This window comes from Nonomuraea sp. NPDC049504, from assembly GCF_040676845.1.
In the GTDB taxonomy this organism is placed as follows: Bacteria; Actinomycetota; Actinomycetes; order Streptosporangiales; family Streptosporangiaceae; genus Nonomuraea; species Nonomuraea salmonea.
This window is the reverse complement of record NZ_JBFAPT010000003.1, coordinates 451,004-465,059: the sequence shown is the minus strand read 5'-3', so window position 1 is coordinate 465,059 and position 14,056 is coordinate 451,004. Positions and strand designations below refer to the sequence as shown.

Annotated in this window: 10 protein-coding genes; 3 read left to right on the top strand and 7 right to left on the bottom strand. The window is 72.2% G+C overall.

Annotated features, from left to right (window positions below):
* Positions 1-115: 115 nt before the first annotated feature.
* Positions 116-2,194 (top strand): protein kinase, encoded by a 2,079-nt coding sequence (locus tag AB0K28_RS08585; protein WP_364366767.1) that lies wholly within the window; start codon positions 116-118, stop codon positions 2,192-2,194.
* A gap of 24 nt (positions 2,195-2,218) precedes the next feature.
* On the opposite strand, the gene AB0K28_RS08580 is transcribed toward AB0K28_RS08585, so the two are convergent.
* Positions 2,219-3,124, bottom strand: coding sequence for a D-isomer specific 2-hydroxyacid dehydrogenase family protein (locus tag AB0K28_RS08580; RefSeq protein WP_364366764.1), 906 nt, complete (start codon positions 3,122-3,124; stop codon positions 2,219-2,221).
* Positions 3,125-3,354: 230 nt separating this feature from the next.
* Here AB0K28_RS08580 and AB0K28_RS08575 point away from each other — a divergent pair, with 230 nt between their 5' ends.
* Positions 3,355-4,554, top strand: coding sequence for an MFS transporter (locus tag AB0K28_RS08575; RefSeq protein WP_364366761.1), 1,200 nt, complete (start codon positions 3,355-3,357; stop codon positions 4,552-4,554).
* Here the strand turns inward: AB0K28_RS08575 and AB0K28_RS08570 are convergent.
* The 3 genes from AB0K28_RS08570 to AB0K28_RS08560 are packed head-to-tail and all read right to left on the bottom strand — an operon-like array spanning position 4,546 to position 7,912.
* Positions 4,546-5,412 (bottom strand): PfkB family carbohydrate kinase, encoded by an 867-nt coding sequence (locus AB0K28_RS08570; RefSeq protein ID WP_364366758.1) that lies wholly within the window; start codon positions 5,410-5,412, stop codon positions 4,546-4,548. The two genes, AB0K28_RS08575 and AB0K28_RS08570, sit on opposite strands and share 9 nt — an antisense overlap.
* Positions 5,409-6,434: a LacI family DNA-binding transcriptional regulator gene (locus AB0K28_RS08565; RefSeq protein ID WP_364366755.1), complete on the bottom strand. Its 1,026-nt coding sequence runs from the start codon at positions 6,432-6,434 to the stop codon at positions 5,409-5,411. Before AB0K28_RS08565 ends, AB0K28_RS08570 begins: the two co-directional genes overlap by 4 nt.
* Positions 6,431-7,912, bottom strand: a complete 1,482-nt coding sequence (locus AB0K28_RS08560; RefSeq protein WP_364366752.1) for a glycoside hydrolase family 13 protein — start codon at positions 7,910-7,912, stop codon at positions 6,431-6,433. Before AB0K28_RS08560 ends, AB0K28_RS08565 begins: the two co-directional genes overlap by 4 nt.
* A 242-nt stretch (positions 7,913-8,154) precedes the next feature.
* Here AB0K28_RS08560 and AB0K28_RS08555 point away from each other — a divergent pair, with 242 nt between their 5' ends.
* Positions 8,155-9,447: an ATP-binding cassette domain-containing protein gene (locus tag AB0K28_RS08555; protein ID WP_364366749.1), complete on the top strand. Its 1,293-nt coding sequence runs from the start codon at positions 8,155-8,157 to the stop codon at positions 9,445-9,447.
* A gap of 98 nt (positions 9,448-9,545) precedes the next feature.
* Here AB0K28_RS08555 and AB0K28_RS08550 read toward each other — a convergent pair whose 3' ends face one another.
* The 3 genes from AB0K28_RS08550 to tnpB all read right to left on the bottom strand — a co-directional run bounded on the left by AB0K28_RS08550 (position 9,546) and on the right by tnpB (position 13,905).
* Complete coding sequence (locus AB0K28_RS08550) at positions 9,546-10,736, bottom strand: hypothetical protein (RefSeq protein ID WP_364366746.1); 1,191 nt, start codon at positions 10,734-10,736, stop codon at positions 9,546-9,548.
* 426 nt (positions 10,737-11,162) lie between these two features.
* Entirely contained in the window at positions 11,163-12,479 is a 1,317-nt protein-coding gene (locus AB0K28_RS08545) for an acyltransferase (protein ID WP_364366743.1), read from the bottom strand.
* 100 nt (positions 12,480-12,579) lie between these two features.
* Complete coding sequence (gene tnpB / locus AB0K28_RS08540) at positions 12,580-13,905, bottom strand: IS607 family element RNA-guided endonuclease TnpB (RefSeq protein ID WP_364366740.1); 1,326 nt, start codon at positions 13,903-13,905, stop codon at positions 12,580-12,582.
* Positions 13,906-14,056: the final 151 nt, after the last annotated feature.

The window sequence follows — 14,056 nt, the reverse complement described above, 5'->3', positions numbered from 1 at the left end:
CTGGGGTACAAACGGGATGCCGGGCGCGGGACAGTTCGGGTTGTCACACGAAACGAACCGGCGGGAGGAACGGTTCGGGTTGCGACGGGATGACGACGGCGAGAGGACGGCGACGTTGGGGCGCTCCGCAGGCACTCCTCTTGAGCCGGAAGACCCGCCGGCGATCGGCCCCTATGAGCTGATCAGCCGTCTCGGTTCCGGCGGCATGGGCGTGGTCTATCTCGCCAGGGCCGCCGACGGCTCCAAGGTCGCGGTCAAGGCGATCCGGCGCGACTTCACCGCCGACCCCGTCTACCGCGCGCGCTTCCACGAAGAGGTGTCCAACGCGCGCAAGGTCGCCTCGTTCTGCACCGCCCGGGTGCTCGACCACGGCGAGGACCGCGGGCGGCTCTACCTCGTCACCGAGTACATCGACGGCATCTCGCTCGAAGACCACCTCATCGAGCACGGCGCGCTGTCGCCGTCCGTGCTCCACGCCGCCGCCGTCGGCGTGGCCGCCGCGCTCACCGCCATCCACGCCGCCGGGCTCGTCCACCGCGACCTCAAGCCGGCCAACGTGATGCTGACGCTGGCCGGGCCGCGGGTGATCGACTTCGGGCTGGCCCGCTCCACCCACGTGCACTCCCGCCACACCAACGCCGGCATGGTCATGGGCACGCCCGGCTGGATCGCTCCCGAGCAGGTCTTCGAGGGCCAGACCAGCCCGGCGGGCGACGTGTTCGCTTGGGGGTCGCTCATCGCTTACGCGGGGCTCGGCGGGCATCCGTTCGGCGAGGGCGACGCGTACGTGATGGCGGCCAGGGCCCGGCAGGCGCCGCCCGACCTGCGGGGGCTGCCCGCGCCGCTCGACCGGCTGGTCGCCGCGGCCATCCACCCCGACCCCGCGCGGCGGCCCGCCGCCCGGCAGCTGCTGCTGGAGCTCGTGGGGGCGGCCGACGAGCCGGCCGCGCAGCTCGCCGCCACCAAGCATCTGACCAGCGCGTGGAACCCGTCGGAGTTCGGCCCCCTCATGCCGCCCCGGCCCGACCGCGCGGGCCCGGCTCCTCATGGCACTCCCGGCCCTGGGCACGCGCCGCAGCCGGCTCCCGGCTCCTCGCACGCCGGCCCAGGTCCCGCACACGCACCCCATCCCGGGCCGAATGCCGCGCGGGCGCCCCAGCCCGGACCCGGCTCCTCGCACGCGCCGCAACCCGAGGCGGCGCGGTCGCCGCAACAGGTCGGGCCGGGAGGCGGGCACGGGGTGCCGCAGCCGCCGCCGGCCGAACGCACCGGACCGCGTCCCGGCGTCTCGCAGCAGCCGTCGCCCGCCGAGCGCACGGGGCCTCGGCCTGGGTCGTCACATCAGCCACAGCCGCAGGGCGCCCAACTGCCGCCGCCCGCCGAGCGCACCGGCCCCCGGCAGGGCGGCTCGCCGTTGCCACCGCCCGCCGAGCGCACCGGGCCGCTGCCCGGGGCGTCGCATCAGCCGCCGCCGGCCGAACGCACCGGGCCTCGGCCTGGGGCGTCACATCAACCGCCACCGGCTGAGCGCACCGGACCTCGGCCTGGGGCGTCACATCAGCCGCAGCCGCAGGGTGCGCAGCTGCCGCCGCTGGTCGAGCGGACCGGGCCGATGCCGCGGGTGCCCATGCCGCCTCAGGGCGGGCAGGGGCCGATGCCTCATCAGGCGGGGCCGCACCACTCGACGACCGGGCAGGGCCCGCTCCCCGGCTACCCGGCGCGGCCCAAGCGCGGGGTGCTGTCCGGCTGCCTGATGGCCGCGGTGATCGTCATCGTGCTGCTGGTGCTGCTGGTGACAGCGGTGTCGTGGTTCCTCCGCTCGACGGGCGTCGGCGCGGACGGGCCGGTGCAGGACGGCAAGCTGCGGTTCGCGGTCACCAGTACGAAGTGCCCCAAGCCGGGCAGAGCGGCGACCATGCGCACGTGCGAGGTCGGCGTCCAGGTCAGGAACGTCGGCCAGGAGGCCCGCGTCCTCGACCCCGGCCGGCAGAAGCTGATCGACGAGGACGAAGCCCTGCACGGCGGCACCAGGCTGCTCGACGCCGACGGCAAGGAGATCACCCCGGTCCGCGTCGAGGCGGGCCGGACGTTCAGGGGCTCGCTGGTGTTCGAGCTGCCGAAGGACCTCGACCCGCTGGGCCTGGAGGTCCACGACTCCGGCCAGAGCAAGGGCGCCCGCCTCAACCTCGACTGAGCACCCCCCGCTGCGGCAGGTGCGTCAGAAGCCCTGCTTGGGAGAGGCCACGCCTTCGAGGGGCTCGCCGGCGCCGAAGTGGCGGACGTTGGCGGTGACCCGGTCGGCCAGGCCGCGCCAGTATGCGGGGCGGGGGTTGGCGCTGTGGGGGGTGATGAGGACGTTCTCCATGGTCCACAGCGGGTGGCCGGCGGGCAGCGGCTCGGGGTCGGTGACGTCGAGGGCGGCGCCGCCGATGACGCCCGCGCGCAGCGCCTCGACCAGCTCGCCGGTGACGACGAGGCTGCCTCTGGCGACGTTCACCAGCCAGGCGTCCTTCTCCATCAGCTCGAACTCGCGCGTACCGAACATGCCCCTGGTCTCGGGAGTGGCGGGCGCGGCGACGACGACGTAGCCGGCGCCGGGCAGCGCCTCGCGGTAGCGGGCGCGCGGCAGGATGGCGTCGGCGCCCGGCACCTCGCCGCGGTCGCTGACCGCCACCACCCGGCAGCCGAACGGCTCGAGCAGCCGGGTCAGCGCCCGCCCGATGCCGCCGGCGCCGACGATGGCGACCGTCGAGCCGGCCAGCATCCGGGAGTCGTTGCGGCCCCAGGTGGTGGCCCTGGCGTGGCGGTGCAGGTCGCGGGCGGCGGCCAGCATGAGGGCCAGCGCCTGCTCGGCGACGGCGGGGCCGTAGGAGCCGGTGGCGGCGGTGAAGACGGGGTGCTCGGTGATGACGCCGGCATCGGCCCACCGCTCGATGCCGGCGTGCGGCAGCTGCACCCAGCGGATGCCCTCGTGCAGCATGCCGCGCAGCTCGGCGGGGTCGTCGCTGCCGAAGTAGACGATCGCCTCGGCCTGCTCAAGAGGCACGACCCGGCCGCCGCCGCGTTCGACGGCGTCGATGAGCGCGGGGACGGGTTCGGGACCGACGTGAACGGCAACGGTCATCGGGGCAGCCTCCCGGAGGTATGCAAGGACACGCATGTCAGGGCCATGAGCCTATCCGCCCCCGTTCGTCGCCTCGCTCCCGCCATCGCACATTTCCCGACTTATAGGCTTTCGGGCGCATAAGCGGCGTGATCATCTGACTTATCGGACTATGACTCTAAAAAGGGGGCGCTTGACCATAAGGCGCCCATGAGCAACGCTGAAGCGACAACCGTTGCCGGGGGCATCGCGTGAGGCGTCCATTCATCACCTTCCTGGCCGCCAACGCCTTATCCGTCACCGGCAACATATTCTCCATCCTCGCCGTCCCCTGGTTCGTGCTGGAGACGACCGGCAGCGCGGTGCTGACGGGGCTGGCCTCGTTCGCGACCACGTTCCCCATCGTGATCTCCGCGGCCTTCGGCGGCACGCTGGTCGACCGGTTCGGCTACCGGCTGACGAGCGTGGTGTCCGACCTGGTCAGCGGGCTGATCGCGCTGGCCGTCCCGGCGTTGTTCCTGACGACAGGGCTCAGCTATCCGCTGCTGCTGCTGATGCTCTTCCTGCGCTGGCTGGTGACCACGCCGGGCGAGACCGCGCGCAAGGCCATGCTGCCCGACCTGTCGCTGGCGGCCGGGGTGCGCATCGAGCGGGCCACGGCGGCGTACGACGGCGTCTGCCGGGGCGCGGCCATGGTCGGGGCGCCGCTGGCCGGGGTGCTGATCCTGTGGATCGGCCCGCACCTGCTGCTGTTCGTGGACGGCGTGTCGTTCCTGCTGTCGGCGCTGCTCATCGGGGCGGGCGTGCCGCGCGTACGGCGGAACGCCCGCGACTCGGCCGGCTACCTCGGCGACCTGCGGGCCGGGCTGAGCTTCCTCTGGCAGGACCGGCTGCAGCTCAGCGCCACCGCCATGGTCGTCGTGGTCAACCTGCTCGACACGGGCGTCACGCAGGTGCTGCTCGCGCTCTACGCGCGCGAGGTGGTGGGCGACCCGCGCGCCTTCGGCCTGCTCACGGGTGTGCTGGGGGCGGGCGCGGTGGCCGGGACCATCGTGTACGGGGCGGCCGGCGAACGATTACCGATGCGGCTGACGTACGGGCTGTGCTTCCTGCTGGCCGGGGTGCCGAGGGTGCTGGTGCTGGCCCTGGACGCGCCGTTCCCGGTGGCGCTGGCGGTGACGGCGCTGTCGGGGTTCGCCGCCGGCGCGATCAACCCCATCCTGGGCATCCTGCAGTACGACAGGATCCCCGTCCGGCTGCGGGCCAGGGTGATCGGCGCGATGACGGCCGCCGCGTACGCCGGCATGCCGGTCGGCGGCCTGCTGGCGGGCTCGCTGAGCACGCTGACCGGCCTGGACGTGACGCTGCTCATGTTCACCAGCGTCTACGTGCTGATCTCGGCGCCGCCCTTCGTCTTCCGCGCCTGGCGCGAGCTGGACCGCTCACGGTGAGCGGGCGAGCAGCACCGCCTCGGTGATCGGGGACTCGTGGGTGCCCGGCACGGTGCAGGCGTGGGCCCCTGCGACGGCGCCGAGGCGTACGCACTCCTCCAGGGGCCTGCCGCGCAGGGTGCCGTACAGGAAGCCGGAGACGAACGCGTCGCCGGCGCCGTTGGTGTCGGCGATCGGCCCCGGCAGTGGCGCGGCGGGGAAGGCGCGGACGGCGGAGCCGCGCGTCAGCACCAGGCAGCCGAGCGCCCCGCGCATGCACACGACGGTGTGGGCCCGCCCGCGCCCGACGACCTCGCGCATGGTGGCGGCCGGGTCGGGCAGCGCGGCGGCGGACAGGAACACCAGGTCGGCCTGATGGGCGAAGTCGCGGTGGTAGTCGTTGACGCCGTCCCAGTCGTGCAGGTCGGTGGAGACGGGCGCACCGCCGAGATCGGCGAAGACGTCGCGGCAGGCGTCGATGATCGACACGTGCGCGTGCCTGACCGGCACGCCGGCGTAGAGCTCGCGGGGCAGCCGCTCGCCCGGCGTGACCCGCGCGTCGTGCAGCGAGGTGCGGCGGCCGTCGGGGTCCACGAGCAGGACGCTGCGCCGGGTGCCCGCCGCTGCGCGGCCGAAGCGGCAGTCGAGGTCGCGCAGCGCGTCGCGGATGAGCGCGCCCTGCGGGTCGTCGCCGATGAGGTCGGCGAAGACGACGCCGAGGCCGAGCGCGTGGCAGCCGAGCGCGACGCCGGCGCCGGTGTTGCCGATGCGGTCGGTGACGGGCGGCACGTGGTGGGTGTCGCGGTAGGGCAGCGGCAGCTCGGGGACGTAGACGGTGGTGTCGACGCCGGAGCCGCCGAGCACGAGCAGGTCGCTCACCGGTTGACCAGCGGGCCTGATCCGGTGGAGCCGCGCACGACCAGCTCGGGCTGGAAGATCAGCTCGACGTTCTTCGCGGGCGCGCCGTTGACCTCTTCGAGCAGCGTCTGCACGGCGGCCGACGCCATGGCGCCGATCGGCTTGCGTACGGTGGTCAGCGGCGGATCGGTGAACGCGATGAGCGGCGAGTCGTCGAACCCGACCACCGACACCTCCCCCGGCACCGACATCCCCTTCTCCCTGCACGCCCTGATCGCGCCGAGCGCCATGAGGTCGCTGGCGCACACGATGCCGGTGCAGCCCCGGCTGAGCAGCTGCGCGGCGGCGGCCTGGCCGCCCTCGACGGAGAACAGCGAGTGGGCGATCAGCTCTTCGACGTCGGCCGAGCCGAGCAGCTGCGCCATGGCCTGCCGGTAGCCCTCGATCTTCCTGATCACGGGGACGAACCTGCGCGGCCCGAGCGCGAGGCCGATGCGCTCGTGGCCGAGGTCGACGAGGTGCTGCACGGCGAGCCTGGCGGCCATGCGGTCGTCGGGCGAGATGAAGGGCGCGGCGATGTGCTCGCTGTAGCCGTCGACCAGCACGATCGGCAGACCGCGGTCGGTCAGCCGGGTGTAGCGGTCCATGCGGGCGGTGGTGTCGGCGTGCAGCCCCGAGACGAACACGATGCCGCTCACGCCGCGGTCGACGAGCAGCTCGGTGAACTCGTCCTCCGGCGCGCCGCCGGGCAGCTGGGTGCAGAGCACGGGGGTGTAGCCGTGTTGCGTCAGCGCCTTCTCGATGGCCTGGGCGAAGGCGGGGAAGATCGGGTTGTCCAGCTCAGGGGTCACGAGGCCGACCAGCCCGTTGCTGCGCTGCCGCAGGCGGGGCGGGCGTTCGTAGCCCATGAGGTCGAGTGCGGCCATCACCGACTGCCGGGTGCTCGCCGAGACGCCCGGCTTGCCGTTGAGCACCCTGCTGACGGTGGCCTCGCTCACCCCGGCCTGGGCGGCGATGTCGGCGAGGCGAGCGTGACCGTTCATGGCTGACACTTTACTTTCCACCAGGCCGCGGAATCCCCTGCTCCAGGGACATCCGAGGCGACGAGCAGCGTGCCGTCCACGCCGAAGTCGACGGGCGCGGCGGTGAGGTTGACGGCGCACACGACCGGCCCCCTGGAGAACATCAGCGTGCCCTCGGGAGAGTCGTGCCAGACCAGGTCGCCGGTGAGGTCGCCGGTGAGGTCGCGGCGCAGCCGCAGCGCCGCACGGTACAGCTCCAAGGTCGAGCCGGGCACACCTTCCTGGGCCTGCACGCTGAGCTCCGCCCAGCCGGCGGGAATGGGCAGCCAGGGGTCGCGCCAGCCGCCGTCGCGCGTCCAGGGCAGCGGCACGCGGCAGCCGTCGCGGCCGCTGCCGGGGTCGCGCAGCCGCTGCGGGTCCTGGCACAGCTCGGGCGGCAGGTCGAGCACCTCGGGCAGGCCCAGCTCCTCGCCGTTGTAGACGTAGGCCGAGCCGGGCAGCGCGAGCGTGAGCAGCGCGGCGGCGCGCGCCCTCGCCAGGCTGCCGTAGCGGGTGACGTGCCGCTTGACGTCGTGGTTCGACAGCACCCAGGTGGTGGGGGCGCCGGCCGAGGCGGACGTCGCGAGCGAGGCGTCGATCACCGCGCGCAGCTCGGCGGCGTCCCAGGAGGCGAACAGGTAGTGGAAGTTGAACGCCTGGTGCAGCTCGTCGGGGCGCACGTAGTTCGCCAGCCGCTCGGGCGTGGGCGCCCACGCCTCTGCCACCCCGATGCGCTCTCCCGGGTACGAGTCGAGCACCCGCCGCCAGGAGCGGTGGATCTCGTGCACCTCGTCGTTGTCGAAGAACGGCACCGGCTCCCTGCCGACCATCGTGGCCTGGTCGCCGCGCCCGATGTCGGGCAGGCCGCGCGGCTTGACCATGCCGTGCGCGACGTCCACCCGGAAGCCGTCCACGCCCAGGTCGAGCCAGAAGCGCAGGATCGACTCGAACTCGCCGCGCACCTCCTGGTCGTCCCAGTTGAGGTCGGGCTGGGAGGGGTCGAACAGGTGGAGGTACCACTGGCCGTCCTCGACCTGCGTCCAGGCGGAACCGCCGAAGATCGACTCCCAGTCGTTGGGCGTGTCGCGGAAGATGTAGCGCTCGCGGCGCTCGCCGCGCAGCGCCTGCTGGAACCAGGGGTGGGCGGCGGAGGTGTGGTTGGGGACGAGGTCGACGATGATCCGCAGCCCGTGGCCGTGCGCCTCGTCGATGAGCGCCTTGGCGTCGGCGAGGGTGCCGAACAGCGGGTCGACGTCGCAGTGGTCGGCCACGTCGTAGCCGAAGTCGGCCATCGGCGAGGGGTAGAAGGGCGTCAGCCAGAGGGCGTCGACGCCGAGACCGGCGAGGTACGGCAGGCGATCGCGAACGCCGATCAGGTCACCCACGCCGTCGCCGTTGCCGTCGGCGAAGCTGCGCACGTAGACCTGGTAAATCACGGCATTTCGCCACCAGTCGGTCATCGATCTCCCCCGCGGTCTCCCCAGCACGTTCGGACCATGAAATCCCTTTCCGCAAGTTTACGCAACTCCTTCCACGCCCATCAGATCCGGAAATCTAGGCGTTCGGATGCCCAAAACCCCCGTCCGAAACGCCCGCCGAACGAGATTCTTTATGTCAAGGGTGGACATGTACCGTTAAGGCGCGATGTACTACCTCTCCAATAAGCCCCGTCACAGGTGACACGCGCGCAAGGTGTGGGCCCATGAGCTCGGTCGTTCTCGACAAAGTGTCAAAGGTGTATCCGGGCGACTATCTCGCGGTCGACCGGCTGAGCCTTCAAGCGCAAGACGGTGAGTTCCTCGTGCTGCTCGGCCCATCGGGCTGCGGCAAGTCCACCCTCCTCCGCATGATCGCGGGACTGGAGGACATCACCGAGGGCGACCTGTGGCTGGACGGCGAGCTGGCCAACCACCTCGCGCCGCGCGACCGCGACGTGGCGATGGTCTTCCAGAACGGCGCCCTCTACCCCCACAGAACGGTCAGAGGGAACATCGCCTTCCCCTTGGAGATCGCCAAGGCCGACCCCGCGATGGTCCGCGAGCGCGTCACCGAACTGTCCAAGGCGCTGCACATCGACGAGACGCTCGAACGCCGCCCCGGCACCCTGTCCGGCGGCCAGCGGCAGCGGGTGGCCATGGGACGGGCCATCGTCCGCCAGCCCAAGCTGTTCCTCATGGACGAGCCGCTGTCCAACCTCGACGCCGGCATGCGCACCGAGCTGCGCATGGAGATCTCCGCGCTGGTCAGGTCGCTCGGCGTCACCACCATCTACGTCACCCACGACCAGGTCGAGGCGCTCACCCTGGCCGACCGCATCGCGATCCTGAATCGCGGGGTCCTCCAGGACGTCGGCACTCCGGCCCAGATTTACAACGATCCAGCGACCGCGTTCGTGGCCGCGTTCCTCAACTCCCAGCAGTTGAACCTGTTGGCGGCCGGTGTCAGGACGCCGCAGAACCAGTACGTCATGCTCGACTTCGGGCCGCACCGGCTGACGATGCCGTGGAGCGATCCCAGGGCGTACGCGATCTCGCAGCACACCGGCGGGCAGGTGCTCGTCGGGCTGCGGCCGGACGGGCTCGCGCCGGTGCCGGAGTCGTACGAGGGGCCGGCCTTCTACGGGCGGGTGCGGGCGCTGGAGTACCACGGGCACGAGTGGCTGGCGTACCTGGAGTGCGGGATGCCGGCCGTACCGGTGCCTGAGCCGCCCGACCCGCGGCAGCGGCGGCGCTCCGGCGGCGGCGCGAACGGCACGGGCAAGCTGACCGGGCTGGTGCGGCGGCTGTTCTCCCGCGAGGAAGCGGAGTGGCAGGAGCAGGAGCAGGTCGGGCAGCACCCCAACGGCAGCGGCATCCACCGCCGCTCCGACCTGATCGTCCGCCTGGGCAACCGGCCGATCTGGCGCCAGGGGGACGCGGCCAAGGTGGCCGTCGACCTCTCCCGCATCATGATCTTCACCTCGGACGGCGCCCGCATCGACCCGCCCCGCCGCTGACCCGCGACCCCCCCGAAGACGGAGACCCCGCCTTCTGCCGGACCCGTGTGCCGACGGCGGCTTCACGGGCACACGTGCCGGCCGTCATCACCCGTGTTCTAGGCGAGGCTCCAGCGGGAGCCCTCGGGGGTGTCCTCGACGGCGACGCCACCTCGGACCAGGGCCGCGCGCAGGGCGTCGGCGACGTCGTACCGGCCGCTCTCCCGCAGCGAGGCCCGCAGCTCGAGCAGCGGCTCCACCAGGGCGGTCAGGCCCTCCGAGCGCCGTCCCGACGCGGCGGCCAGCTCGCCGAGCCGGGCGATCAGCAGCCGCACCAGCTCCCTGGCCTGCTCCACGCCGCCCGAGTCCTCCTCGGTGTCGGCCGCCCACTTGACCATCTCCGCCTCCAGGTCGAGCACCGCCCCCGCGGCCACCACCGGATCGTGCCTGGCCGCTGCGGCGTTGAACGCCTCCTCGCACGACCGGATCGACTCCTCCAGCGTCACCTCCGCGGGCACGGCCCGCGGCTCCGCCGCGGCAGGGGCGGGTGCGGCGCCCGCCGTCTTCCCCTCGGCCAGGCGGCGCAGCCCGGCCAGGTCCGTACGGGTGCCGGCCGGCAGCACCGTCACCGACCCGGGCAGCCGCACGGTCAGCCCGCCGCGCCCCGCCACCCGCACCTCCTCGCTGTGCAGGTCGATGACCAGCGCGGTGTGCTCGTCGATGCCGAGCACGGCGGTGCCGGGCGGCAGCTCGCGTTCCATGCGGGACAACCGCCGCTCCCCCAGGTAGCAGAAGCGCGTGTCGTGGGTGCCGCCCTCGGCGTTGTCGAAGTGCGGGATCAGCACCGCCCGCAGGCCCAGCGGCTCCAGCAGGTCGAGCCCCTCGCGCCAGTGCGGCTCCGCGCCCACCTTGTAGATCTCGTAGACCGGCACGGTCGCCAGGCCCGCCGTGCAGGCCGCCGCCGACGCCAGCACGGTCACGCTCGAGCGGGCGCGTACGCGAGCCCGCAGATCACCCGCGACGCCCGAGCCGGCCCAGCGGTCGAGCGCGTACGTGGGACTGCCGGGCCCCGAGAACACCCAGTCGGCGCCCGTGATCGCCGGCGAGACCTCCACCTCGAGCCCGACGCTGCGGGCGAAGTAGCGGCGGGCGCGGGCGGAGATGTCGGCGCAGTTCTCCTGGAAGGCGTAGGGAGTGTCGAGCAGCACGGCCCGCGCCCCCGCGCGCAGCGTCCGCGCCGCGGCGCGGTGGACCTCGACCATGGTCGGGCTCGTCTCGCCCGACCCCATCAACACCAGCAAACCGGGCATGGCTGTCGGCCTCTCTCTCGCACGCCCTCGATCACAACCCGGCCGCCCTGCTGTTTCAAGAGCGAAAAGGGACATGCCCGTGGAACGCACCTGCACATGACTGGCAGTAAGTTGGTGACGGTGACGGCAGGACACGTGGTCTCGGTCGAGACGCTCATGCTACGGGTGGACGCGCGGCGCCGCTGGTCGTACCGGTCGGCCTTGACCAGCCCACGACCCGGCGAGAGCCCCGACGCGGCGGCCCGGCGGCTGGCCGGCGTGGCCGCCGGCGACTCGGGCACCGTCGTCCACTCCACGAGCTGGCGCTACGAACCCGACGGAGGAGTCGTCCTCACCTACGCGATCTGCCCCGACCCCGAGCCGTGGCTGCCCGCCGTCGAGGTGCCGGTGCTGGAGATCGCCCGCGGCCGGGCTCCCGCCGCGCCGTCACCCGACCGTGTCGCCCTGGCCAACGTGGTCGCCCACGCCGTGCGGCACCTGGCGTTCCTGATGGCCGAGGACCCGGTCGTCGCCCGCGTCCTCGCCCGGCACCCGCGCCTCGCCGCCGCCCTGGAGCCCGCCGCGGCACCGGCGTGAGACCCGCCGGCCGAGGTCCTGCATCGGCTTCTCCACGAACCGGTACGTCAGCGCGCTCGCCCCGATGATCACTGCCAGCGCCACGGCGGTCATCAGCAGCTGGTACGGCAGCGCCGCCTGCCGCAGATCCCCGCTGACCTGCACGAAGTACTTCAGCAGCGGATGGTGCACCAGATAGAGCGAGTAACTGATCAGCCCGAACCACACCAGCACCCGCGGCAGCCGCCGCCCCCGCAACGCCATCCCGCCCGCGAACGTGGCCGCCGCCAGCGCGATCGTCGTCAGCCAGACGTCGGCCCGCACCCACCACCAGCCGCTCTCGATGGCCCAGACGGGCGCGACCACCACCAGCGCCGCCGTCACCGCCACCGGCCACAGCGGCCCGGTGCCGCGCTCCCACCGGTAGATCGCCGTCCCCGCGAACATCACCGCCAGCACCGCCGCCCCCAGCCACGGCACCCGGCTGCTCAGCAGCAGGCAGGCCACCGCCATCACGCCCAGCAGGCACGCCGAGACCGTGCGCAGGCGGCCCAGCACCACGCCCGTCAGTCCGAGGACGAACACCGCGCACGACACGTACGCCGGCCACCCGCCCCCGAACACCGCCCCCGACGCCACCAGCCCCACCAGCACCGCCGCCACCGCGAACACGATCGCCCACGTCCCGCTGCGCTCATGCCCGCGCGTCAGGAACAGCGCCGTGACCACCAGGTAGAACACCATCTCGTACGACAGCGTCCACATGGTGTCGGCCACCCCGCCGATGCCCACGACGTCGAGCAGCATCGTCGCGTGCGCCGCCACCGCGCTGCCGTCCCGCACCACCGCCTCCCGCACCGGCACCCACCAGGCGAGCGCCAGCACGAGCACGATGATCGCGAGGTAGAGCGGGTAGAGCCGGAAGAACCGGCTGATCCAGAACGCCCGCACATCACCGTGCCGCTCCAGCGACGCCGGGATGATGTAACCGCTGACCAGGAAGAACACGAAAATCCCGTAAACGCCGAGACTGAACCAGTAGGGCCTCAGACTGGGCACGAACCACGGCAACATGTGCTCGGCCACCACCGCGAGCGCACCGATCCCCCGCAAAGCGTCGAGCCAGGCGAGCCGGGAGGATGAGGTGAGGGCGGCCGGGGACGCGGGGGATGAAGCGGCTGCGGACACCCGCACCAACCTACCGTTGCCAGTGAGCGAGCACTACCGAAGCGCGCGCCGGCAGCCATGACCTTACGGCCTGGCGTTCCCCCGCGAAGGGGTTCCCGCTTCATCGCCGACCGCCCACCGAGGCGGGTCTTACACCAGCTCTGCCAGGACGATCGGAGCCGTCCTGCCCGGTATCCCGAGGGGCGTTTTCCGTCTCCCCGCAACTCTGGGCGACGTCGACCGCGAGCGCGGCCAGATTGCGTGCGGCGTTGACGTCCCGGTCCAGGAGCAAACCGCACTCGGTGCATGAATAGGTGCGCTCCGATAGGGCGAGCTTGGCTTTCACCGCGCCACATGCAGAGCACGTCTTCGAAGAGGGGAACCAGCGATCGGCAACGACCAGCCTGCCCTTGTTCCGGGTGGTCTTGTATGACAGCTGTCGTCGGGTCTCGCCCATGGCGACATCGGCGACGGCCCGGGCGAGGTGGCGGTTGGCGAGCATCCCGGCCACGTTCAGGTCCTCGGTCACGACGGTGCCGTAGGTGGACGCCAGGCGGGTGGTCAGCTTGTTCAGACCGTCGCGCCGTTGGGCGGCGACATGGGCGTGTGTCTTGGTGAGAGCCGCTCGGGTCTGGTGCCAGCGGGCGGAGGCGTTCCCCCTGCTCCCGTCTGGGGCGCGCGGGCCTCGGCGGCGGGCCAGTTGCTTGTTCAACCGGCGCAGTTTCCGTAGCGCAGACCGATGATGCCGGGGGTTGTTGATCACTTCACCGGTGGACAACACCGCCAGCACCTTGACGCCGAGGTCAAGAGCGACGACCGCGTCCGGCCGGGCCGGCGAGCGGTCGGGCCGGACGATCTCGCAAGTGAACGAGACGAACCAACGGCGGCCGTCGAGCCGGACCGTGGCCGAAAGGATCCGGCCGGTGCCGCGCTCGATGTGGCGGGCCAATTTGCGGGCGGACTCGCAGAGGCGGATCGTGCCCAGCCGAGGCAGCGTCACATGCCGCCGGTCGGCCTCCACCCGAAGGGGACCGGTGGTGAACCGGCACGACGGCATGGCTCGGTGTTTCGCCGTGAAACGCGGAAACCCGACCCGTTCACCCGCCCGCTTGCCCCTACGGGAAGCCGACCAATTCTGCAAGGCACGCGCCAACCCGCCCAGGCCGGAAGTGTACGCCTCTTTGGAATTTTCTGCCCACCATGGCGCGTCTGTGCGTTTCGCCAGGTTCCACGCTCGGCGCAGCGCGTACAGGTTCCAGGGGACTTCGGTCAGTGACTCTGCGGAAATGCCGTAAGACTGCTCGGCTGCCCGCTGCGCAAGAGCGGCCCTGACGCGGGCCAAGCCCCAATTGAACGCGAACCGCGCCGCGCCGCAGTGCGAGGCCAACCCCTCGGCTTGCTCCGTAGTGGGGTCCAGCGCGTATCGGTACGCCTGGGTGACCTTCAAGGCAGGTCCTGCATAGCGGTCGCCACCGCCGGACCGCTGTGGTGCACGCGCGGTTCACTGTCTCCGCCGAGCGTCCGCTCCTCCGCATTCACCCGTGCACTACAACGCAGAGTCACCTTCCGTCACTCGCCATATCGTTCACAGTCGACGG

What these genes read in the sequence shown, in the direction of transcription:
- AB0K28_RS08560 (WP_364366752.1), bottom strand. Translation starts at nt 7,912, where the DNA reads ATGACCGACTGGTGGCGAAATGCCGTGATTTACCAGGTCTACGTGCGC.
- AB0K28_RS08580 (WP_364366764.1), bottom strand. Translation starts at nt 3,124, where the DNA reads ATGACCGTTGCCGTTCACGTCGGTCCCGAACCCGTCCCCGCGCTCATC.
- AB0K28_RS08565 (WP_364366755.1), bottom strand. Translation starts at nt 6,434, where the DNA reads ATGAACGGTCACGCTCGCCTCGCCGACATCGCCGCCCAGGCCGGGGTG.
- AB0K28_RS08550 (WP_364366746.1), bottom strand. Translation starts at nt 10,736, where the DNA reads ATGCCCGGTTTGCTGGTGTTGATGGGGTCGGGCGAGACGAGCCCGACC.
- AB0K28_RS08555 (WP_364366749.1), top strand. Translation starts at nt 8,155, where the DNA reads ATGAGCTCGGTCGTTCTCGACAAAGTGTCAAAGGTGTATCCGGGCGAC.